The following is a 20,572-nucleotide window of genomic DNA, read 5'->3' as shown; positions in this document are numbered from 1 at the left end:
CGCTACCAGCGCATCTCCCTGGATTGCAAGGAGATGCAAACATGCTGACCGAGATCGCCCGCGGCACACGGCTGCGCAATGTCTTCAACAAGGAGACTTTTGTCTTCTCCGGACCGCTCGACAATCCCGGCGTCGCGCGCTTCGGCGTGATCCTCGAAAAAGGCGGCTCGGGCGGCGGCAATGCGCTGGTGCACGTTCATCCCGGCGCGGACGAACACTTTGCGGTCAAGAGCGGACGCATCAAGGTTGTCGTCGACGGGCGCGAGCAACTGGTCGATGCCGGCGGCACCGCGATCGTGCCCCGCGGCCGGCCGCATTACTTTGCCAATGTCGGCGAGAGCAATGCCGATCTCGAGATCTCCTTCGTCCCGGCGCAGCAGCATCTGCGCTTCTTCGCCAATTTCGCCACGCTCACGGTCAAGCAGCCCGCGTGGTTTTCGAGTGCCGGCGATCCGAACTTTCTCCTGATCGCGTTGGTGCTGCACACCTATCGCGATCATCTCTATCTCGCCGGCGTGCCGATCTGGCTTCAGAAGCTGCTGTTCGCTCTCCTTGCTCCGGTGGCGCGGCTCGCCGGCTACCGGATGGCGATCGAGCCGCTGAGCGAGACGCTTGCACGGGCCGGCGTCGCGGCCTGAGTTGAAAGCTCAGGACAGTGCTGGCTCGATAGCGGGCAGGGCGCGTTGGGCCTCGGCGCCTGTCGCGCCTTGCCCGAGCCAGCGCCCGGCGGCTTCGCGGCCGCTCCGGTGCAACAGGCGAATGAAGCCGCGGCCGAGATCGGCCGAGCTACGCTGCGCCAGGCCTTCAATCGAGTCTTCCGCCGCGATCCTGGAGAACCGCAGCGAACATGCGGCGTGCGATTGCGCCCATGCGATCGCCGCGACCTCGGCATTGAGCGCTGCGTTTGCGGTGATCTGGTCGAGCCGGCGGTCGATGGCGGCGAGCGTGATCGGCACGTAGCTGTCGCGGGACGGGGTGAGCTGGACCAGCAGCACGTCGGTTGCCGCCGTCTCCTGCGCCAGCTTCAGCAGTGGCGGATTGCCGCCGAAGCCGCCGTCCCAATAGGCCTCGCCGTCGATCTCGACGGCGCAGTGGACCAGGGGCGGGCAGGTCGAGGCCAGCGCGACGTCGGTCGTGATGGCGTCATTGCGAAAGATCTGCTGCTGCCCGTCGCGGATCCGCGTCGCCGCGATCAGGAGCTTGGGCGACCTCGCCGCGCGCAGCGCCGCGAAATCGATGTCGCGCGACAGCGCCTGCCGCAGCGGATCGAGATCGAACGGATCGAACTGGCCCGAGCGCAGCGTCGGCCCGAACGCGACCGAGCTTCCCACGGGCGAAAAGCCGCCGACCAGCATCAGCGAGCGGAACGAGGCCTCGTGCATCAGGCGGACCCAGAACCGGTTCAGCCGCGAGCGTGCAGCTTCACGGCCGCCCTCGGCGAGGCCGCAAGCGAGCAGCAGCGCATTGACGGCGCCGGCGCTGGCGCCGCTGATCGTGTCGATCTCGATATCAGGCTCTTCCAGCAGCCGCTCCAGCACGCCCCAGGTGAAGGCGGCAAAGGTGCCGCCGCCCTGAAGCGCCAGCGAGAGTTTTCGCGGTGGCCATTGTTCGGCGCGGATCTGATCGCGCGCGACAGGCGCAGCCGTGGTCACGGCGTCGATGGCAGCGGCAGCTTTCGCCACGGGGGCAGGCGGCGTTGGCGGAGGAACGGGAGCAGGCCCAGGGACAGGCGGCGGCGAGGGCGCATCGGACCAGATGTCCGTCGTGGACAGCAGGCGGCTCGCCGCTGTGGGCGTCGCACCTTGCGAGCCACCGTCGATATGCGCGCCGACAATCTTCTCGCTCATTCTGAGCTACCGCGTAACGCCATGTCCGCAGTCAGGATGACAGGCATGGAACTCGTTCGCCACTCTGGCCACGATTGGCTTTCGAGTTGCGAACAGGATTTGGCGTATAATGCGGAAGAGGCGCGGCGGTATCCGTACTTTTTCCAGGCGTTAGATTTTGTTTTGACGCGTTTTCTTGACGCGAACCGGTATCCACTTCGCTCGAAAACGCTCTAGGCCTTCTCGCCGATCCGGCTTTCCTTGCCCGATTGCAGCCGCTTGATGTTCTCGCGATGCGCGTAGAACAAGAGCAGCGTCAGCACGGCGAACAGCGCAGACAAAGCGAGGTGGCCAAACCACCACAGGAAAATTGGCGTGATGAAGGACGCCACCAGCGCCGAGAGCGAGGAATAGCGGGTGGTGAAGGCGGTAGCTAACCAAAGCAGGCAGAACACCACCGCGGCCGGCCAGAACAGGCCGAGCAGGATGCCGATATAGACCGCGACGCCCTTTCCGCCGCGGAACTTGAGCCAGACCGGGAAGAGATGGCCGAGGAAGGCGCCGAGGCCTGCCACCATCGCGGCATTGGGGCCGGCGATGTAGCCGGCGATCACCACGGCCGCGGTGCCTTTGAGCGCATCGAACAGCAGGGTTGCCGCGGCAAGGCCCTTGCGTCCCGTGCGCAGCACGTTGGTGGCGCCGATGCTGCCGGAGCCGATCGAGCGCAGATCCTGCGTACCGGCGAGCTTGGTGAGAATCAGCCCGAACGGAATCGAGCCGAAAAAGTAACCGATGACGAAGGCCACCGGCAGGAAGGCTTCAAGCCCCATCGCCGCATCTCCATGACGAACCGAGACGCCACGCATGATCTCGTCCCGCTCTGCAATCGCCACACAAGGCGACGCTCGGACCCGCCAGTCTACACATGCTCGTAGACCGTCCGTCCGCCGACAATGGTGCGCACCACGCGGCCTGTAAAGCGGGCTTCGTCGAACGGGGTGTTCTTGCAGGGTGATTTGAGCTCGGCGGGATCGACCACCCAGGGGACGTCGGGGTCGATCACGATCACATCCGCCGGGCTACCCGCGCGCAGCGTTCCACCCGGCAGCCCCAGAATCTCGGCCGGCCGGGTCGACATCGCCCGGATCAGCGTCTTCAGGTCCAGCTCGCCATTGTGCATCAGCCGCAGGCCGGCGGGTAGCATGGTCTCGAGCCCGACGGCGCCGGGAGCGGCCTCCGCGAACGGCAGGCGCTTGACCTCGACATCCTGCGGATTGTGGTCGGACATGATGACGTCGATGAGGCCGGAGGCGACGGCTGCGACCAGCGCCCGGCGGTCGTCCTCGGTGCGCAGCGGCGGCGACAGCTTCAGGAACGAGCGGTAGGGCCCGATATCGTTCTCGTTCAGCGCAAGATGGTTGATCGAGGCCGAGGCGGTCACGGTGAGGCCGGCGTCGCGGGCGCGCTTCAGGACCTCGAGCGAGTCGATGCAGGTCAGCGAGGCGGCGTGATAGCGCCCGCCGGTCAGCGCGACGAGGCGCATGTCGCGTTCCAGCATCACGGCTTCCGCTGCGTTCGGAATGCCCATCAGGCCGAGCCGCGAGGCGAACTCGCCCTCGTTCATCACGCCTTCGCCGACGAGATCGGGATCTTCCGTGTGATGCACGATCAGCGCGTCGAAATCGCGCGCGTAGGTCAGCGCCCGGCGCATCACCTGGGCGTTGGTGACGCTTCTGTCGCCGTCGCTGAAGGCGATGGCGCCGGCGGCCTTGAGCAGGCCGAACTCGGTCATCTCCTCGCCGCGCATGCCCTTGGTCAGCGCCGCCATCGGCTGGATGTTGACGATCGCGGTGTCGCGGGCGCGGCGCATCACGAAGTCCACCGTCGCCGAATTGTCGATGACGGGCTCCGTATCGGGCTGGCAGATGATGGTGGTGATGCCGCCGGTCGCGGCCGCCTGGCTCGCGGACGCAAAGGTCTCGCGATGGCTGTAGCCGGGCTCGCCGACGAAAGCTTTCATGTCGATCAGGCCGGGGGCCACGATCTTGCCGGCGCAGTTGACGACGTCGGTGCCCTCGGGGACGCCGGCAGCGCCGATGCCGCGGCGGGTCTCGCGGATGATGCCGTCGGCAATCAGGACATCGCCGGGGCCGTCGAAATCCCTGGAGGGATCGACGACGCGGGCGTTGGCAAGCAGGATGGGACGGCGGTCAGTCAGCATGAGCATCACGCGTTCGGCAAATTGCGGGCGAGCGCTTCGAGCACGGCCATGCGCACCGCCACGCCCATCTCGACCTGTTCGCGGATCAGCGATTGCGCGCCGTCGGCGACCGCGGTGTCGATCTCGACGCCGCGGTTCATCGGGCCGGGATGCATGACAAGAGCGTCCGGCTTGGCATAAGCGAGCTTTTTCTGGTCCAGCCCGAAATAGTTGAAATATTCCGAGGTCGACGGCACGAAGGAGCCGTTCATGCGCTCGCGCTGAAGCCGCAGCATCATGACGATATCGGCGCCGTTGAGCCCCTCGCGCATGTCGCGCGCAACCTCGACGCCCATCCGCTCGATGCCGGGCGGCAGCAGCGTGGAGGGACCGACGACGCGGACGCGGGCGCCCATGGTGTTGAGCAGGATGATGTTGGAACGGGCCACACGCGAATGCAGCACGTCGCCGCAGATCGCGACCACGAGGCCCTCGATCCGGCCCTTGTTGCGGCGAATGGTCAGGGCGTCGAGCAGCGCCTGCGTCGGATGCTCGTGCGCGCCGTCGCCGGCATTGATCACGGAACCGTCAACCTTGCGGGCCAGCAGTTCCACCGCGCCTGAGGCGTGATGCCGGACCACCAGGATATCCGGGTGCATGGCGTTGAGCGTCATCGCGGTGTCGACCAGCGTCTCACCCTTCTTGATGGACGAGGAGGACACCGACATGTTCATGACGTCGGCGCCGAGCCGCTTGCCGGCGAGCTCGAACGAGGATTGGGTCCGGGTGGAGGCCTCGAAGAAGAGGTTCACCTGCGTCCGTCCACGCAGGACGGTGCGCTTCTTGTCAACCTGGCGGTTGAGCTCGACATATTCTTCTGACAGGTCGAGCAGGCCGGTGATGTCGGCCGCGGAAAGGCCCTCGATGCCCAGCAAATGCCGGTGGCCGAGGACAAAGGTCGATTTCGATGTCATTAAAACGAGAGCTATAGGCGGGGATGGCTGGGGGGGCAAGGGCCAATGGCGGGGCGGGGAGTTATCCCCTGATCTGTCGGTGCGGGCTCATCCTCGCCGTCATGCCCGGGCTTGTCCCGGGCATCCACGTTCTTCTATCGCATTTGACGCAAATAGGCGTGGATGGCCGGGACAAGCCCGGCCATGACGATGTGGAGGCTTCCGTTGAAGACAACTCTGACAGCGCTCTTGGTCGTCGCATTTGTTGGCGCCGCCCACGCCCAATCGCTGCCCGGCGACTTCGTCTATCTGCGCGATATCGATCCCGGCATCATCCAGGACATCCGCTACGCCACGTCCAACAATTTCGTCGGCCGTCCGCTCGCCGGCTACGGCGCCGGCGAGTGCGTGGTGAAGCGGGAGGTCGGACTGCGGTTGAAGGCGGTCCAGCTGGAGCTCGCCGCGCAAAACCTGTCGCTCAAGATGTTCGACTGCTACCGACCGGCGCGGGCCTCGCTCGACATGGTCGCGTGGTCGCAGAACGGCCACGAGACGGCCGCCGAGCGGCGCTACAATCCCAGGATTCCCAAGACCGAGCTGTTTCGCCTCGGCTACATCGCAAGCCGCTCGCAGCATTCGACGGGTGCGGCGCTCGATCTCACTTTGGTCGATCTCAAAGCCGACAACGCCGGCAAATATGATCCGTCGAAAACCTATGCCGACTGCACGGCGCCGGTCGCGGCGCGGCCGCCGGAGGGCAGCGTGGACATGGGCACCGGCTACGACTGTACGGACACGAAGGGCCATACCGCAGCACCGTCGATCACACCGGACCAGCGCGCCTGGCGCAAGCGGCTGGTGGCTGCGATGGCGAAGCAAGGCTTTGTGAACTATTCGAAGGAGTGGTGGCATTTTTCCCTGCCGGGGGCAGGCGGGCCGGCCTATGATTTCCCGATCCAGCCGCGGCGGAACTGATTCCGCGCCGGGGAAGCAACATGACCCAGCCCAGCTTCGCAACTCACGAGGTTTTCAACCAATCGCCGCCGTTCGAGGATTTCGATCTGTTCGCCGTGGACCGGCCGCTGGTCGAGGCGGTCAAGGCCAATGGCGGCGCTACGGCGGAGCGGGAGCTGTCCGAGTTCGGCAAGCACTGGGGCTCGGCCGCGATGGCCGATCGCGGGCGCGTGGCGAACGAGAACACGCCCAAACTGCGCAGCTTCGACGCCAAGGGCAATCGCCGCGACCAGGTCGAGTTTCATCCCGCCTATCACGAGCTGATGGCGCATAGCGCGCATGCGGGCGTGCACAATTCGACCTGGACGGCGGAGGGGAAGCCTGCGGGCGATGCCGCCGAGGTCATCCGCGCCGCAAAATTCTACCTCGCCTCGCAGGTCGAGACCGGGCATCTCTGCCCCATCACGATGACGCGCGCCTCCGTCGCCGCGCTGGCGATGCAGCCGGATCTGCTGGCGCGCGTGATGCCGGTGCTGTCGACCAGGAGCTACGATCCGACATTCGCGCCGTGGTGGGACAAGCGCGGCATGACGCTCGGCATGGGCATGACCGAGAAGCAGGGCGGCACCGACGTGCGCGCCAACATGACGCGCGCGGTGCGTGACGGCGACGCCTATCGCATCACCGGCCACAAATGGTTCATGTCGGCGCCGATGTGCGACGCGTTCCTGGTGCTGGCTCAGGCCGACGAGGGGCTGACCTGCTTCTTCATGCCGCGCTTTGCGCCCGACGGGTCGGTCAACGCGATCCAGTTCCAGCGGCTGAAGGACAAGCTCGGCAACCGCTCCAATGCGTCCTCCGAGGTCGAGTTCGTCGGCGCTTATGCGCAAGCGGTCGGCGAGGCGGGCAAGGGCATCCGCACCATCATCCAGATGGTGCAGCTGACGCGGCAGGATTGCGCGATCGCCTCCACCGGCCTGATGCGCTCGGGGCTCGCGCATGCGCTGCATCATGCGCGTCACCGCAGCGTGTTCCAGAAGCATCTGGCCGATCAGCCCTTGATGCAGGCGGTGCTGTCGGACATGGCGCTGCATGTGGAGGCCAGCGTCGCCCTGGTGATGCGGCTCTGCCGTGCCTTCGACCGCAGCCCGCACGATGCGGCGGAGGCCGCCTATATGCGGCTGCTCACGCCCGCGATCAAATACTGGACCTGCAAGAGCGCGCCCGCCTTCCTCTACGAGGCGATGGAGTGCCTCGGCGGCAACGGCTATGTCGAGGACGGCATTCTGGCGCGCCACTACCGGGAGTCGCCGGTCAACGCGATCTGGGAAGGTTCTGGCAACGTGATGTGCCTCGACGTGCTGCGCGCGCTGTCGCGCGAGCCGGAGGCGGCGATGGCGGTGCTGCAATCGCTTGCCGCCGAGACCAAAGGTCTGCCCGGCGCAGGCGAGGCGGCGGCGTTCATCGGCAAGACCTTCCGCCGCGCCGACGGCGAGCGCGTCGCGCGGCTCGCGGTCGAGAAGCTGGCACTGCTTGCGGCCTCGGCTGCGCTCAACGGCGTGTCGCCGCGCCATGCCGAACTGTTCGCCGCCACGCGCCTCGCCGCGAACCACGCCAGCATGTACGGCGCGGTGGAGCTGGAGAGCGGTGACGTGCGCGCGCTGCTGGAGAGGGCGCTGCCGTGAAAGGGACGTGCTCTCTCCGTTTCGTCATGGCCGGGCTTGACCCGGCCATCCACGTCTTGCTGCGCGGCATGAAGAACGCGGATGCCCGGGCCTTCGCCGCGCCGAAGCGGCTTCGGCCGCGCAGGCGGGACAAGCCCGGGCATGACGGCCTCCCGATGTTTCGCTGCTTCTAACGAAAGCCCCCTGATGGACTCCCTCAATCCCGAGCATCCGCCACTGACCATGACGCCCGCGGATCCCGCGCCGCGCGTCTGGAAGTTCTGGGGCACGGCGCTGTGGGGCCTTCTCATCTTCGTCGCGATGTTCGTCGGCCAGGTCGGGGCGATCCTGCTGCTGGCCGCGCTGCGCGGCCTTCCGATCGACATGGCCTCGATCCAGTCGGTCGGCCGCGAGCCGGCGGCGCTCGCGCTATCGGTCATCATGGGCCTGCCGGCGACGCTGGCGGTGGTATGGCTCGCCATCCGCATCAAGAAGGCCTCCTTCGTCGACTATCTCGCCCTGCATTGGCCGTCCTGGAAGCAGCTTCTGTTCGGCGCGGTCGGTCTCATCCTGATCGTGGTGGCCTGGGAGACGATGTCGCGAAGCCTCGGCCGGGAGGCGACACCGGGCTTCATGACCGATCTGTTGAAATCGGGCCGCGACAAGGGCGCGGCCATCTTGCTGCTGTTCGCCTTCAGCGTGGCGGCGCCGATGTCGGAAGAGGTCCTGGCGCGCGGCTTTCTCTTTCGCGGCTGGTCGGCCGGCTTCCTGCGCGTGCCCGGCGCGATCATCCTGTCGTCGCTGGTGTGGACGGTCGTGCATCTTCAATACGACATGTACTTCCTCGCCGAGGTCTTCACCATCGGCCTGTGGTTCGGCTACATGCGCTATCGCGCCAATTCGCTCTGGCTCACGATCGTGCTGCACGCGCTGAACAACATGACTGCGGTGGTGCTGACGATGTGGCTGGGGGGCTAGCCTAGCGGTCGCCCCACGTTCCGTCATTGCGAGCCAACGGGTCCGCGCGAAGCGCGGCCCGATGACAGGCTCCGCGAAGCAATCCAGAATCTTTCCGCGGAGAGATTCTGGATTGCTTCGTCGCAAGGGCTCCTCGCAATGACAATGGTGAGAGAGGTGCGCTCGCAATGACGAGCCTCAGGCCACGAGCGCGATCGCGATCGGCATCGTGACCGCCGCCAGGATGGTCTGCAGCGTGATGATCTGCGCCAGCAGCGGCGCATCGCCGCCCATCTGGCGGGCCAGCACATAGGCGCTGGGGGAGGTCGGCACCGCCGCACAGATCGCGACGATTGCCAGACTATTGCCTGATAGCCCGAACCAGGCCGCAAGCGCCAGCGCCAGCACGGGCATCAGGACCAGCTTGAAGGCGAGGCCGATCGTCGCGCTCAAGCTGGGACGCAGGAGGCCTAGTCGAGCCGCGCCAGCGCGGGCCGCAGCGCGAGGCAGAGCAGCGACATCGCCAGCGCCGACAGCAGCAGCGCGCCGCCGACGCCGGCGACCGGCACCTTGGAAAGGTCGGCCTTCACCAGCGTCTGGATCAGCAGCATCGGAAACAGCACGAAATAGGTCAGCCGCTCCAGCCCGTGCCATTGCGTGTCGAGCCGCATCAGGCTGTGCTTCAGCACGACGCCGAGCACAATGAGGATGAAGACCGGCAGCAGCGCCGCGATCACGACGGCCATGGGGTCAGCCGTTTCCGGCGCGCAAGTTGGCGAGGCGGTCGAGCGCGCCTTGCAGGATGAAGATCGCGGCGTGCTCGTCGATCACCTCGGCGCGCTTGGCGCGGCTGACATCCATGCCGATCAGCTCGCGTTCGACCGCCGCGGTCGAGAGGCGCTCGTCCCAGAGGCCGATGGGGAGCGTGGTGAGCCCGGCAAGATTGCGGGCGAAGGCGCGGGTCGATTGCGCGCGCGGGCCCTCGCTGCCGTCCATGTTGATGGGCAGGCCGAGCACGAAGCCGACCACCTTGCGCTCGGTGGCGATCGCGAGCAGCCGGGCGGCGTCCTGCTTGAACGCCTTGCGCTGAATGGTCTCGACGCCGGTAGCTAACCGCCGGTCCGGGTTCGACACGGCGACGCCGATGGTCTTGGTGCCCAGATCAAGGCCGATCAACCCGCCGCGTTCGGGCCAGTGGGTTGCAGCATCGACCAGGGGCAGGATAAGAGCCGGCATGGCATCAGCGCATAGCATGCGTCGCGCTGCGGAGTGAACCCGGAACATGGATGCGCTGACGCTATTCGGCCTGTTGGCCGTCACCGCGATGCTGGTCACTTACGCCATGGAGGATCGCAGCCACTGGTTCGTGCTGCTGTTCGCAATGTCCTGCGCGCTCGGCTCGGCCTACGGCTTCCTGCAGGGCGCCTGGCCGTTCGGCCTGGTCGAGGCGATCTGGGCGGTGGTGGCGCTCCGGCGCTGGCATCTCAGGCCGCGGTAGAAGAGTTCGGGCGAGGGGGCCTGCCGCCTGGCAGCCGGATCCTCGCCCGTGGGCAGGTTTGCCGATCAGCGGATCGCGATCGGGTTGATCATCGCCTGCACGCCGCCGGTCCAGCGCGGCTGTCCGAGCACGAACAGGAATTCATAGCCCTTGTCGCGAGCGAGCGCGGCGGTGTCCATGTTCTCGAGGATGTAGGTCCCGTTCATGGCGAGCAGGATCTGGTGCACCTCGAACACGTTCTTGGACTCGAACGGCAGCACCTCGAGCGCCCAGGTGTCGGCGCCGATTGCGACGACGCCCTTGCCGGTCAGGTATTTCGCGCCTTCGACGCCGAGACCCGGCTCGCCGGCCGAGTAGCGCTTGTCGTCCTTGCCGATCAGGCTGAGCCAGCCGGTGTGGAAGATCACGACGTCGCCCTGGCGGATCTCGACGTTCTGCTGCTTGGCGGCTTCCTCGATCTCCTTGACGTTGAAGGCGGTGCCTTCCTTCACCACGTCGGTTTTGAAATAGGCGGCCATGTCGAGCAGCACGCCGCGGGTGACCATCGGCGGCACCTTTTCGATGCCGAGCTTCTTCAGCCCGTTCGGGTCGGCGAAATCGGCGAGCTTGTTGCCGTTGTAATAGACGTGCTCGACGCCGAGATGGCCGAGGCCGTCGAGCTGGCTGCCGATGCCGACCCAGGTGTCGAGGATGTCGTCGTTATAGGTCGCCTTGTTGGGGCCGAGACCCGGGCTGCCGGCCTGTCCCGGCTGCACAATGGTGATCTTGAAGGTGCGCGGCGGATAGGCGGGCGTCTGCGGCGTGACGGGAATGCCGAGGGCGTAAGTCTTGCCGGTCTTCACCAGAGACGCGGCCTTCACCACGAGCTCGGGCGTCATGTAGTTGGCGGCGCCGATCTCGTCGTTCGGTCCCCACTTCGATTTGGTCCAGTCCTGTGCGCTTGCAGTTCCTGATATCGCCGACAACGCGGCGACACAGCACAACACGAGCGTATTGCGCATCGATAGTCCTCCCGATGTTTTGGCTTCGTTATGGTTTTTGCGCTGGCTAGTCGCGCATCCTAACGTAGAAAATCCACGGCATTCAAAGCTTTTCGACATGCCGCGCTGCAACGGCTGAACGCCGCATCAGCTGCACGCCGCGTGGACCGCTTCGAGTACGACAGATTTGTGGCAGCGAATTTCGTGCGGCGGAACTCCCGCGCCTGCGTCAGGCCGCGATGACGTCGTCATCCGTCTTCAGGCAAGCCGCAAAACCTTGAAGCGCGCTGTATTGATGTCCGGCGCTGCGCTGGATGAAGAGCGTCTCGACGCGCGCGTGCGAGGTGCTCAGCGGGTGAATCGACACGCTGCCGTTCATCGCGCTGCGCTCGACCACCGTGCGCGGCAGCAGCGTCACGCCCATGTCGGCGGCGACGCAGCCGATCATGCCGTCGAGCGTGCCGAGCTCGAAGCGTGCGGCCGACGGCCAGCCGAACTCGACGAAGATCTGCTCAAGCCGCTGGCGATAGGTGCAGCCGGTGCGGAACACCAGCGCCGTCGGACCGGACTCCGGCGTGCCGGCGCGCAGGTCCGCAAGCGAGGCCCAGCGCCGCGCGCTGACCAGCACCAGCTCTTCGCGGAAGGCGCTGGTCGCGGTGAGGTCGGCGTGTGCGATCGGACCTGCGACGAAGGCGCCGTCGAGCGTGCCTTCGAGCACGCCAGCGACGAGGTCGGCCGTCGTTGCCGTGCGCAGGGAGAGGCGCACGGCCGGGAAGCGGCGGTGGAAATCGGCCAGCAGCGGCGGCAGCCGCACCGCGGCTGTCGTTTCCATCGAACCAATCGCCAGCGGTCCCTTCGGCTCGCCGTCGTCGCGTGCGGCGAGCATGGCCTCGCGCGACAGCGCGGCCATCCGTTGCGCGTAGGGCAGGAGGCGCTTGCCGGCGCCGGTCAGCGTCATGCCGCGGCTGTGGCGTTCGAACAGCGGCGTGCCGATCTCCGCCTCCAGCGCCTTCACGCGCTGGGTGACGTTGGACTGCACCGTGTTGAGCTCCTCGGCAGCGCGGGTGATGCCGCCGGTGCGGGCGACCGCGGCGAAGGTCTGGATATCGCTGAGTTCCATGGCGTCGTTTCGTTTTCGAGATGACAGCGTTCGCAACAATTCATTTTTCGAGAATGCTAGTCGCGCTTACCCTCGCTGTCCAGATCGGGGAGGAGCCATGCCCATTGCGACACCGCTGACGAGCTTGCTGGAGATCAGGCATCCGGTCCTGCTGGCGCCGATGGACGTCATCGCGGGCAGCCGCCTGGTGGCGGCCGTCAGCCGCGCGGGTGGTTTCGGCATTCTGGGCGGCGGCTATGGCGAGCGGGCGTGGCTGGAGCGGGAGACCGCAAAGCTCGCCGGCCTGCGCGCGCCGTTCGGTGTCGGCTTCATCACCTGGAGCCTCGCCAAGCGGCCCGAGCTGCTCGACATTGCGCTCGCCGCCGGACCATCCGCGATCATGCTGTCCTTCGGCGATCCCGCGCCGTTCGCACCCAAGATCAGATCCGCGGGAGCGCACCTGATCTGCCAGGTGCAGGACGAGGCGATGGCGCGCCAGGCGCTCGACGCCGGCGCCGATATCCTGGTCGCGCAGGGCACGGAGGCGGGCGGTCACGGCGCGTCACGCACTACCGTCGATCTCGTGCCTGCCATCGTCGATCTCGCGGCGGGCCGTGTGCCTGTGGTGGCGGCCGGCGGCATCGCCGACGGACGCGGTCTCGCCGCCATGATCATGCTGGGCGCGAGCGGCGCTCTGCTCGGCACGCGCTTCTATGCGAGCCAGGAGGCCGACGGCGCCGAGGAGGCCAAGCGGCGCATCTGCACCGCAAGCAGCGGCTCGACCGTGCGCGGCATCATCTTCGACCTGTCACGCAACAACGTCTGGCCGGCGCCGTTCACGGGACGGTGCCTGGTCAACGACCACGCCAGGCGCTGGATCGGGCGCGAGGTCGAGCTGATGCAGAATGTCGCCACGGTCGCGGCGGAGTATGCCGCGGCGAAGGCGGCCGGTGATTTCGACGTCGCCGCGGTGATCGCGGGCGAGGCGGTCGGATTGATTCATGATATTCCACCCGCGGCCGAGATCGTGGAGCGGATTGCGGTTGAAGCGGAGCAGTTGCTTGAGGGACGGCGCAACTCGGTGACAGCGGCGCGGAATTCTTCACCCTCCCCTGGAGGGTAAGAGAGAGCTAACAAGAGAGAACAACCATGTGGCCTGACCGTCGACTGATCGACCTGTTCAAGACCGAATTCCCGATCGTGCTGGCGCCGATGGCCGGCGTGATGGATGCGGAGCTGGTGATCGCGGCTGCGCAAGGCGGGGCGCTGGGGTCGCTGCCCTGCGCGATGATCTCGGCGGAGAAGGCGCGCGAGCAGGTTGGTCTCATCCGCCAACGCGTGAAGGCTCCTGTGAACCTGAACTTCTTCTGCCACACGCCGGTCGATCTCACGACCGAGGCCGAAGCGCGCTGGAAGCAGCGGCTCGCCAGCTACTACAGGGAGCATGGCCTCGATCCGGCGGCACCGATCGCCGCGGCCAACCGTGCGCCATTCGACGCCGCCTTCTGCGAAGTCGTCGAGGAGCTGAAGCCGGAAGTCGTCAGCTTCCATTTCGGTCTGCCGGAGCAAGCGCTGCTCAAGCGCGTCAAGGCGGCCGGCTGTCTCGTCATCTCCTCCGCCACCACGGTGAAGGAGGCGGTCTGGCTCGAGCAGCACGGCGCCGACGCCGTGATCGCGCAAGGCGCCGAGGCCGGCGGTCATCGCGCCATGTTCCTGACCGACAAGATTGCCGAGCAGCCCGGCACCTTCGCACTGGTGCCGCAGGTCGCCGATGCCGTGAAGGTGCCGGTCATCGCGGCCGGTGGCATCGCCGACGGGCGCGGCATTGCCGCGGCCTTTGCGCTCGGCGCATCCGGCGTGCAGATCGGCAGTGCCTATCTGCGTTGCCCGGAATCCAAGGTGAGTGCGGCGGGCCGCGCCGCGCTGGCCGAGGGGCGGGACGATTCCACCGTCATCACCAATGTCATGACCGGCCGGCCGGCGCGCGGGGTCCAGAACCGCCTGATGCGCGAGGCCGGTCCGATCTCGCCCGATGCGCCGCCGTTTCCCCATGCGGCAACCGCCTTGGGGCCACTGAAGGCGGCCGCCGAAAAACAGGGCAGGGTGGATTTCACCAATCTCTGGGCCGGCCAGGCCATCGCCCTGGGCCGCGAGGTCCCCGCGGCCGAATTGACCCGGGATTTGGCCAAATCGGCGCTGGCCCGCATGAAGGCGCTCGCTGGATAGGCGGGAAGCGCAGGTTGCGGCGCAAAAGCGGCCTCTGCTATACGGCGGGTAGGTTTTGCCGTGAGAGGCCTTATATAATGTCCGTCGACGCCACTACCGTCCGCCGCATCGCGCATCTGGCGCGCATTGCGGTTTCCGAGGACGAGGTTCCGCATCTGCAGGGCGAGCTCAACGCCATGCTCGCCTTTGTCGAGCAGCTCTCGGAGGTCAATGTCGAGGGCGTGGAGCCGATGACCTCGGTCACCCCGATGCAGATGAAGAAGCGGCAGGACGTGGTCAACGATGGCGAGATCGCCGACAATATCGTTGCCAACGCGCCCGCGACCGAAGGTCACTTCTTCCTGGTGCCGAAGGTCGTCGAGTAACATAGCGTTTTCGAGCGAAGTGGAAGCCGGTTCGCGTGAAGAAAACGCGTCAAACAAAGAGTCTTAGGACGTTGTCCGATGTGCCTGCTTTGCGACGATGAGAAGGCCTACCAGGCCTACATGAACTATCTCGACAAGATGGAGCGGCAGGGCAAGGCTGCCGACCCCAATGTTGCCGTCAATGCCGTGCTCGACGAGATCGAAGCCGCCGCGAAAGCGGCCGCCAAGAAGGACGATCCGGCCAACGACAAGACCCTGTCTCCGTTCTTCTGTAGCCCGATCAATAAATGACCGATTTGACATCGCTGACGCTCGCCGAGGCCCGCAAGGGTCTCGCGGCCAAGACTTTCACGTCACTCGAGCTGACCGACGCGCATCTGTCCGCGATCGAAGCCGCGCGCGTGCTCAACGCCTTCGTGATGGAGACGCCCGATCGCGCGCGTGACATGGCAAAGGCCGTGGACGAGAAGATCGCCAAGGGCGACGCCGGCCCGCTTGCGGGCATCCCGCTCGGCATCAAGGATCTGTTCGCGACCAAGGGCGTGCGCACCACGGCGTGCTCAAAAATCCTCGGCAATTTCGTGCCGACCTACGAGTCCACCGTGACCTCGCAGCTCTGGCGCGACGGCGCGGTGATGCTCGGCAAGCTCAACAATGACGAGTTTGCGATGGGCTCGGCCAACGAGACCTCGTGCTTCGGTCCCGTCGGCAATCCGTGGCGGCGTGAGGGCAGCAACACGACGCTGGTGCCGGGCGGCTCGTCCGGTGGCTCGGCCTCGGCCGTGGCGGCGCTGCTGTGCATGGGCGCGACCGCGACCGACACCGGCGGCTCGATCCGCCAGCCGGCGGCGTTCACCGCGACCGTCGGCATCAAGCCGACCTATGGACGCTGCTCGCGCTGGGGCATCGTCGCCTTTGCTTCCTCGCTCGACCAGGCAGGTCCCATCGCACGCAGCGTGCGCGACAGCGCGATGCTGCTGCGCTCGATGGCCGGGCACGATCCGAAGGACACGACGTCGGTTGACATGCCCGTGCCGGACTATGAGGCCGCGATCGGCAAGTCCGTGAAGGGCATCAAGATCGGCATCCCCAAGGAGTATCGTCTCGACGGCATGCCGGCCGAGATCGAGAAGCTGTGGAGCGAGGGCGCGGCCTGGCTGAAGGCGGCCGGCGCCGAGCTCGTCGAGGTGTCGCTGCCGCACACCAAATACGCGCTGCCGGCCTATTACATCGTGGCGCCGGCGGAGGCATCGTCCAACCTCGCGCGCTACGACGGCGTCCGCTACGGCCTGCGCGAGCAGGGCCGGAACATCATCGAGCTGTACGAGAACACGCGCGCCGAAGGCTTTGGCGCCGAAGTGCGCCGCCGCGTCATGATCGGCACCTACGTGCTCTCGGCCGGCTATTACGACGCCTATTATCTGCGCGCCCAGAAGGTGCGCACGCTGATCAAGAAGGATTTTGAGGATTGCTTCGCCAAGGGCGTCAACGCGATCCTGACGCCGGCGACGCCGTCGGCGGCCTTCGGCATCGGCGAGAAGGGCGGCGCCGACCCGGTCGAGATGTATCTCAACGACATCTTCACGGTGACCGTGAACATGGCGGGCCTGCCCGGCATCGCCGTGCCCGCCGGCAAGGACGCGCAGGGCCTGCCGCTCGGCCTGCAATTGATCGGCCGTCCCTTCGACGAGGAGACGCTGTTCTCGCTCGGCGAGGTGATCGAGCAGGCCGCCGGCCGCTTCACGCCTGCGAGGTGGTGGTGAATGTCGCCGCGTTCATCGCAAGCCTCGACGGCGCTGCGCCTGCGCCGGACCTGAACGCGCCGCTCGCCGGTCTCTGGTGGGCGGCGAAGGGCGACTGGGACCGCGCGCACAAGATCGTCCAGGACGAGAGCAGCCGCGAGGCCGCCTGGGTGCACGCCTATCTGCACCGCGTCGAAGGCGATCTCGGCAACGCCGGCTACTGGTACCGCCAGGCCGGCCAGCCCACGGCAAAGGATTCACTGGAAGCGGAGTGGCAGCGGATCGCAACGGCGCTGCTCGAAACGGGGCGCGCCTGAGCCTTCACAGGCTCGTGTTGGGCACTGCGCCGGCGCGCCAGGCCGCGGCGTTGAGGTGGTCCGGCGCCGCCTTGCGCAGACGCGATGGCACCGCGACCTTTTGACCTGCGCGCGCCCGCTGGAGGACACGGCGGCGTTCGATCTCGGTGGCAACCAGCGGCTGCTTTGCCAGCCAGTCGAGATCGACGGAGGGCGATGCAAAGCATGAGGAGAACGACGCGAGCTGTTCGAGCCGCTCGAGCGCTGCAGCCACGAACCAGCCGACGACGTTGTCCCCGGGCGCAAGATGGTCGAACCTCGGACTTGCCGGCCAGAATGGTTCCAGGATGCGGCCTTTGCCGCCCTTGAGCACCTCTGCCGCGAACTGCAGTGCGTTGACAGCCATCGCGCGGTTGCCGATGTCCGAGGCGATGCGGGCGAGCGTCGAAAGGCGCGACAGCGAAGCCTGCTGCTGACAGAGCGCGCCGAGCGTATCGCAAGCGAACTTCAGCGCCGCGTAACGCTGGGGCCATGCGTGCTCCTGGGAGCGCCAGATCGCATAGCCGGCAAGAGCGTCGCGATAGATCGGGTCCTGAGCCGCGGCGCCGCCGGGCAGCGCATTGAAAATCGGCGCAAAGGATTGCGCCTTGAACTGCGCAAGCGCCCAGTCGCGTGCGGTGTCGTCGGGCGCCCACACCGGAATGGTCTCGATCAGGAAACCCTCGCCTGCGAGTGCTGCGGCGCGCTCGGGTTTGGCTGCGAACAGGTTGAGCTCGTAGGGATCGAGCGGCTCGCCGATCTTGACCGGTACCAGGACGGGTGCGCCGCCGAGGAGCCGGTAGATGCCGAAGCCCAGACTGGCGAACGCTGCCGGCAGGCCGTCGTTCTGCTTCTCGCCGGCTTTGATCTCGAACATCACCAGGGGAGAGTGCTCGGAGAAAAATGCCTGCGCGCCGGCCAGAATGCGCTCTTCCTCTCCCTCCGCGTCGATCTTGACGAAGTCGATGGCGCCCCAGTTCCTCGATTTCTGCTCGGCGTCGAGCGACGTGATCTGAACCTTTTCGCTGGGACCGCTGCCTTGCAGCGAGTTGAGCTCGCTGGAGCTGCCCAGCACCAGCTGACCCTCGCGCTCACCGTCGGACAGCGCGGCGGCGACGACATGCAGGTTGGTGGCCTCGTTCTTGGCCTTGCTGAGCGCGAGCAGGCGGCGCGGCTCGCTGGCTGGTTCATAGGCGAACACCTGGCCATGAGGCGCGAGCAGCCGCGCCATCGGCAGGCTGTAGACGCCAAGATTGGCCCCGATGTCGAGCGCGGTCATGCCCGGCTTCAGCCAGCTTGCGAGAAACGCCGTCTCCTTCTCGAACCACGATTCCTGCTCGAGGATGACATAGGTGGTGATGGCGCCGAGCGAGGCCGGCACAACGATATGCGTCCCGTCAGTCATCCGGAGCGATAGCTCGCCCATCATGTCCCTCCCGTGTCGATCCTTTTACGGTTGTCATGACACGGATTGCGTGCAGTTTCACGCCCAATTCGGCCGATCGGGGAGCGGGGGGCCCAGGTTGCATCGCTTTCCGCGCCGGCTTAATTAGTTGGGCGTGGTAGCTCCCGCCCGGCCGGGTCCGACCCGCATCCTCCAGCACAGAACGACATCTTCGCCATGAAAGCTGACGCGACACCCCACAAACTGCTCAAAGGCTCAACCGGCGACTGGGAGATGGTCATCGGGATGGAGATCCATGCTCAGGTGACGTCGAACTCGAAACTGTTCTCGGGCGCGTCCACCGCGTTCGGCGGCGAGCCCAACAGCCACGTGTCGCTGGTCGATGCCGCCATGCCGGGAATGCTGCCCGTCATCAACGAGGAATGCGTCAGGCAGGCTGTCATCACCGGGCTCGGCCTCAACGCGCAGATCAATCTGCGCTCGGTGTTCGACCGCAAGAACTATTTCTATCCGGACTCACCACAGGGCTACCAGATCAGCCAGTACAAGTCGCCGATCGTCGGCGAGGGCGAGGTCGTTGTCGAACTGGACGGCGGTAAGACCGCGACCATCGGGATCGAGCGGCTGCATCTGGAGCAGGACGCCGGCAAATTGTTGCATGATCAGTCGCCGGCGATGTCCTATATCGATCTCAACCGCTGCGGCGTAGCGCTGATGGAGATCGTCTCCAAGCCCGATATCCGCGATGCCGAGCAGGCCAAGGCCTATGTGACCAAGCTGCGCTCGATCCTGCGCTATCTCGGCACCTGTGACGGCGACATGGAGAAGGGATCCTTGCGCGCCGACGTCAACGTCTCCGTGCGCAAGCCGGGCGCGCCGCTCGGCACCCGCTGCGAGATCAAGAACATGAACTCGATCACCTTCATCGGACAGGCGATCGAGTACGAGGCGCGGCGTCAGATCGAGATCCTCGAGGATGGCGGCCAGATCGACCAGGAAACGCGGCTCTACGACCCCAACAAGGGCGAGACGCGCTCGATGCGGTCGAAGGAAGAGGCGCATGACTACCGCTACTTCCCCGATCCCGATCTGTTGCCGCTGGAGTTCTCGCAAGACTTCGTCGACGAGCTGAAGGCGAAGCTGCCCGAGCTGCCGGACCAGAAGAAGACGCGCTTCGTCGCCGATTTCGGCCTGTCGGCCTACGACGCGAGCGTGCTGGTCGCCGAGCGCGAGAGCGCGGTGTTCTACGAGACCGTGCTCGACAGGCTCGGCAACCGCGCCCGCGACGGCAAGATGGCGGCGAACTGGGTGATCAACGAGCTGTTCGGCCGCCTCAACAAGGAAGGCCGGGATATTACGGGCTCTCCCGTCACCGCCGAGCAACTCTCAGGGATCATCGACCTGATCGGCGAGGGCACGATCTCAGGCAAGATCGCCAAGGATCTGTTCGAGATCGTCTGGCAGGAAGGCGGCGATCCCCGCGCGCTGGTGGAAAGCCGCGGCATGAAGCAGGTCACCGACCTCTCGGCGATCGAGAAGGTGGTCGACGACATCATCGCGGCCAATCCCGACAAGGCTGCGCAGGTCAAGGACAAGCCGCAGTCGCTCGGCTGGTTCGTCGGCCAGGTGATGAAGGCGTCCGGCGGCAAGGCCAACCCGCAAAGCGTCAACGAGCTGCTCAAGTCCAAGCTCGGCGTCTAGCCTCACGCGTTCGGACGAGGTGACGGACACGCTTCGTCACCTCGCTTTCGGTTCGCGATGCGACGCTCGCGCGCGTCCTCGGCGGCAAACTTCATCCCGATCGACAGCTCCGCGGCGACCGAATCGCCGTCACGCGATTCGCGCAAAACGGCGGCTTGCGCACGCTCCGACGAGCGCTCGCGCCGTTAAGCATGAAAATATTTTCGTTGCCAAAATCTGCGACTCAGAGTCCGCGAAACGCCTTCGCGAGGCGATCCTGCGCGTCGCGACGCGCGCCATCGCGCCGGTCATGCGCAACGCGTGAGTGCAGGAAAATACTTTCTGCATAGTGTTTTCTTGCAATCATTACTCTCGCAAACACCGATGATGCGCCCACTCCCCGCGATCGCACGAACACGTCATGCAGTGTGCTTGCATCGCGCCGGCCAAGCGCACGCGCCTTGCTGCGTCAACACTTCTTTAAGCGAGAAGCTGTTTTTTTCGTCGTGTTGGTGTATTCGGGATGAGTGTGCATCTCGATCCCCGAGTGCACGCAGCGATTAAAGCCATCTCACACATCGGAGGGCAACATGGCCAAGAAAGCGAAGAAGGCGAAGAAGGCGAAGAGCGCAGTGAAGAAGACTGCGAAGAAGACCCGCAAGGTCGCGAAGAAGAAGAAGTAACTTCG

At 66.0% G+C, this 20,572-nt stretch carries 20 protein-coding genes and 1 pseudogene; 12 read left to right on the top strand and 9 right to left on the bottom strand.

Features of this window, described 5'->3' with window-relative positions; genetic code table 11:
- Positions 1-41 precede the first annotated feature (41 nt).
- The gene (locus XI09_RS43220) at positions 42-638 is read left to right on the top strand and encodes a cupin domain-containing protein (protein ID WP_271572384.1); all 597 of its coding nucleotides are present in this window, start codon (positions 42-44) and stop codon (positions 636-638) included.
- Positions 639-647: 9 nt separating this feature from the next.
- On the opposite strand, the gene XI09_RS43215 is transcribed toward XI09_RS43220, so the two are convergent.
- From XI09_RS43215 to XI09_RS43200, 4 genes are all read right to left on the bottom strand, one after another.
- Positions 648-1,847, bottom strand: coding sequence for a patatin-like phospholipase family protein (locus XI09_RS43215; RefSeq protein ID WP_271572383.1), 1,200 nt, complete (start codon positions 1,845-1,847; stop codon positions 648-650).
- Positions 1,848-2,059: 212 nt separating this feature from the next.
- On the bottom strand, positions 2,060-2,656 hold the full coding sequence (gene plsY / locus XI09_RS43210) for a glycerol-3-phosphate 1-O-acyltransferase PlsY (protein WP_271572382.1): 597 nt from the start codon (positions 2,654-2,656) through the stop codon (positions 2,060-2,062).
- An 89-nt stretch (positions 2,657-2,745) separates the two neighbouring features.
- A complete protein-coding gene (locus XI09_RS43205; protein WP_271572381.1) occupies positions 2,746-4,053 on the bottom strand; it encodes a dihydroorotase in 1,308 nt (435 codons plus the stop codon).
- On the bottom strand, positions 4,053-5,000 hold the full coding sequence (locus tag XI09_RS43200; protein ID WP_014494716.1) for an aspartate carbamoyltransferase catalytic subunit: 948 nt from the start codon (positions 4,998-5,000) through the stop codon (positions 4,053-4,055). Before XI09_RS43200 ends, XI09_RS43205 begins: the two co-directional genes overlap by 1 nt.
- Positions 5,001-5,204: 204 nt before the next feature.
- Here XI09_RS43200 and XI09_RS43195 point away from each other — a divergent pair, with 204 nt between their 5' ends.
- From XI09_RS43195 to XI09_RS43185, 3 genes are all read left to right on the top strand, one after another.
- On the top strand, positions 5,205-5,954 hold the full coding sequence (locus tag XI09_RS43195) for a M15 family metallopeptidase (RefSeq protein ID WP_271572380.1): 750 nt from the start codon (positions 5,205-5,207) through the stop codon (positions 5,952-5,954).
- 20 nt (positions 5,955-5,974) lie between these two features.
- Entirely contained in the window at positions 5,975-7,618 is a 1,644-nt protein-coding gene (locus tag XI09_RS43190) for an acyl-CoA dehydrogenase family protein (RefSeq protein ID WP_271572379.1), read from the top strand.
- 186 nt (positions 7,619-7,804) lie between these two features.
- Positions 7,805-8,575, top strand: coding sequence for a CPBP family intramembrane glutamic endopeptidase (locus tag XI09_RS43185; protein ID WP_271572378.1), 771 nt, complete (start codon positions 7,805-7,807; stop codon positions 8,573-8,575).
- A gap of 177 nt (positions 8,576-8,752) precedes the next feature.
- On the opposite strand, the pseudogene XI09_RS43180 reads toward XI09_RS43185, so the two are convergent.
- Positions 8,753-9,300: pseudogene (locus tag XI09_RS43180) on the bottom strand (AEC family transporter).
- 4 nt (positions 9,301-9,304) lie between these two features.
- Entirely contained in the window at positions 9,305-9,790 is a 486-nt protein-coding gene (gene ruvX / locus XI09_RS43175) for a Holliday junction resolvase RuvX (protein ID WP_271572377.1), read from the bottom strand.
- A gap of 46 nt (positions 9,791-9,836) precedes the next feature.
- Between ruvX and XI09_RS43170 the strand changes: the two genes are divergently transcribed.
- Positions 9,837-10,052 (top strand): hypothetical protein, encoded by a 216-nt coding sequence (locus XI09_RS43170; protein WP_271572376.1) that lies wholly within the window; start codon positions 9,837-9,839, stop codon positions 10,050-10,052.
- A 65-nt stretch (positions 10,053-10,117) separates the two neighbouring features.
- Here XI09_RS43170 and XI09_RS43165 read toward each other — a convergent pair whose 3' ends face one another.
- Both XI09_RS43165 and XI09_RS43160 read right to left on the bottom strand, forming a co-directional pair.
- On the bottom strand, positions 10,118-11,053 hold the full coding sequence (locus XI09_RS43165) for a cyclase family protein (protein WP_271572375.1): 936 nt from the start codon (positions 11,051-11,053) through the stop codon (positions 10,118-10,120).
- A 208-nt stretch (positions 11,054-11,261) separates the two neighbouring features.
- A complete protein-coding gene (locus XI09_RS43160) occupies positions 11,262-12,152 on the bottom strand; it encodes a LysR family transcriptional regulator (RefSeq protein WP_271572374.1) in 891 nt (296 codons plus the stop codon).
- Between the two features lie 97 nt (positions 12,153-12,249).
- Here XI09_RS43160 and XI09_RS43155 point away from each other — a divergent pair, with 97 nt between their 5' ends.
- The 6 genes from XI09_RS43155 (at position 12,250) to XI09_RS43130 (ending at position 16,781) form a co-directional block, all read left to right on the top strand.
- Complete coding sequence (locus tag XI09_RS43155; protein ID WP_271572373.1) at positions 12,250-13,254, top strand: NAD(P)H-dependent flavin oxidoreductase; 1,005 nt, start codon at positions 12,250-12,252, stop codon at positions 13,252-13,254.
- 26 nt (positions 13,255-13,280) lie between these two features.
- The gene (locus tag XI09_RS43150) at positions 13,281-14,357 is read left to right on the top strand and encodes an NAD(P)H-dependent flavin oxidoreductase (protein WP_271572372.1); all 1,077 of its coding nucleotides are present in this window, start codon (positions 13,281-13,283) and stop codon (positions 14,355-14,357) included.
- A gap of 77 nt (positions 14,358-14,434) precedes the next feature.
- Positions 14,435-14,722: an Asp-tRNA(Asn)/Glu-tRNA(Gln) amidotransferase subunit GatC gene (gene gatC, locus XI09_RS43145; RefSeq protein ID WP_271572371.1), complete on the top strand. Its 288-nt coding sequence runs from the start codon at positions 14,435-14,437 to the stop codon at positions 14,720-14,722.
- A gap of 78 nt (positions 14,723-14,800) precedes the next feature.
- Positions 14,801-15,013 carry a hypothetical protein gene (locus XI09_RS43140; RefSeq protein ID WP_027547180.1) on the top strand — a complete coding sequence of 71 codons (213 nt, stop codon included), beginning with the start codon at positions 14,801-14,803 and terminating at the stop codon, positions 15,011-15,013.
- Positions 15,010-16,485 carry an Asp-tRNA(Asn)/Glu-tRNA(Gln) amidotransferase subunit GatA gene (gene gatA / locus XI09_RS43135; RefSeq protein WP_271572370.1) on the top strand — a complete coding sequence of 492 codons (1,476 nt, stop codon included), beginning with the start codon at positions 15,010-15,012 and terminating at the stop codon, positions 16,483-16,485. The genes XI09_RS43140 and gatA overlap by 4 nt, the downstream gene beginning before the upstream one ends.
- A complete protein-coding gene (locus XI09_RS43130) occupies positions 16,476-16,781 on the top strand; it encodes a hypothetical protein (RefSeq protein ID WP_271572369.1) in 306 nt (101 codons plus the stop codon). The genes gatA and XI09_RS43130 overlap by 10 nt, the downstream gene beginning before the upstream one ends.
- Positions 16,782-16,785: 4 nt before the next feature.
- On the opposite strand, the gene XI09_RS43125 is transcribed toward XI09_RS43130, so the two are convergent.
- Positions 16,786-18,228, bottom strand: coding sequence for an FkbM family methyltransferase (locus XI09_RS43125; RefSeq protein WP_271572368.1), 1,443 nt, complete (start codon positions 18,226-18,228; stop codon positions 16,786-16,788).
- Between the two features lie 192 nt (positions 18,229-18,420).
- Here XI09_RS43125 and gatB point away from each other — a divergent pair, with 192 nt between their 5' ends.
- Positions 18,421-19,905, top strand: coding sequence for an Asp-tRNA(Asn)/Glu-tRNA(Gln) amidotransferase subunit GatB (gene gatB / locus XI09_RS43120; protein ID WP_271572367.1), 1,485 nt, complete (start codon positions 18,421-18,423; stop codon positions 19,903-19,905).
- Positions 19,906-20,572 lie beyond the last annotated feature (667 nt).

This window comes from Bradyrhizobium sp. CCBAU 11386, from assembly GCF_028128955.1.
GTDB lineage: Bacteria > Pseudomonadota > Alphaproteobacteria > Rhizobiales > Xanthobacteraceae > Bradyrhizobium.
Note: the sequence above shows the minus strand (reverse complement) of the source record. Positions and strands in the feature narration are given on the sequence as shown.

Coding starts and splice junctions, on each gene's coding strand:
- XI09_RS43220 (WP_271572384.1), top strand. CDS start 42: ATGCTGACCGAGATCGCCCGCGGCACACGGCTGCGCAATGTCTTCAAC.
- XI09_RS43215 (WP_271572383.1), bottom strand. CDS start 1,847: ATGAGCGAGAAGATTGTCGGCGCGCATATCGACGGTGGCTCGCAAGGT.
- plsY (WP_271572382.1), bottom strand. CDS start 2,656: ATGGGGCTTGAAGCCTTCCTGCCGGTGGCCTTCGTCATCGGTTACTTT.
- XI09_RS43205 (WP_271572381.1), bottom strand. CDS start 4,053: ATGCTCATGCTGACTGACCGCCGTCCCATCCTGCTTGCCAACGCCCGC.
- XI09_RS43200 (WP_014494716.1), bottom strand. CDS start 5,000: ATGACATCGAAATCGACCTTTGTCCTCGGCCACCGGCATTTGCTGGGC.
- XI09_RS43190 (WP_271572379.1), top strand. CDS start 5,975: ATGACCCAGCCCAGCTTCGCAACTCACGAGGTTTTCAACCAATCGCCG.
- XI09_RS43185 (WP_271572378.1), top strand. CDS start 7,805: ATGGACTCCCTCAATCCCGAGCATCCGCCACTGACCATGACGCCCGCG.
- ruvX (WP_271572377.1), bottom strand. CDS start 9,790: ATGCCGGCTCTTATCCTGCCCCTGGTCGATGCTGCAACCCACTGGCCC.
- XI09_RS43170 (WP_271572376.1), top strand. CDS start 9,837: ATGGATGCGCTGACGCTATTCGGCCTGTTGGCCGTCACCGCGATGCTG.
- XI09_RS43165 (WP_271572375.1), bottom strand. CDS start 11,053: ATGCGCAATACGCTCGTGTTGTGCTGTGTCGCCGCGTTGTCGGCGATA.
- XI09_RS43160 (WP_271572374.1), bottom strand. CDS start 12,152: ATGGAACTCAGCGATATCCAGACCTTCGCCGCGGTCGCCCGCACCGGC.
- XI09_RS43155 (WP_271572373.1), top strand. CDS start 12,250: ATGCCCATTGCGACACCGCTGACGAGCTTGCTGGAGATCAGGCATCCG.
- XI09_RS43150 (WP_271572372.1), top strand. CDS start 13,281: ATGTGGCCTGACCGTCGACTGATCGACCTGTTCAAGACCGAATTCCCG.
- gatC (WP_271572371.1), top strand. CDS start 14,435: ATGTCCGTCGACGCCACTACCGTCCGCCGCATCGCGCATCTGGCGCGC.
- XI09_RS43140 (WP_027547180.1), top strand. CDS start 14,801: ATGTGCCTGCTTTGCGACGATGAGAAGGCCTACCAGGCCTACATGAAC.
- gatA (WP_271572370.1), top strand. CDS start 15,010: ATGACCGATTTGACATCGCTGACGCTCGCCGAGGCCCGCAAGGGTCTC.
- XI09_RS43125 (WP_271572368.1), bottom strand. CDS start 18,228: ATGATGGGCGAGCTATCGCTCCGGATGACTGACGGGACGCATATCGTT.
- gatB (WP_271572367.1), top strand. CDS start 18,421: ATGAAAGCTGACGCGACACCCCACAAACTGCTCAAAGGCTCAACCGGC.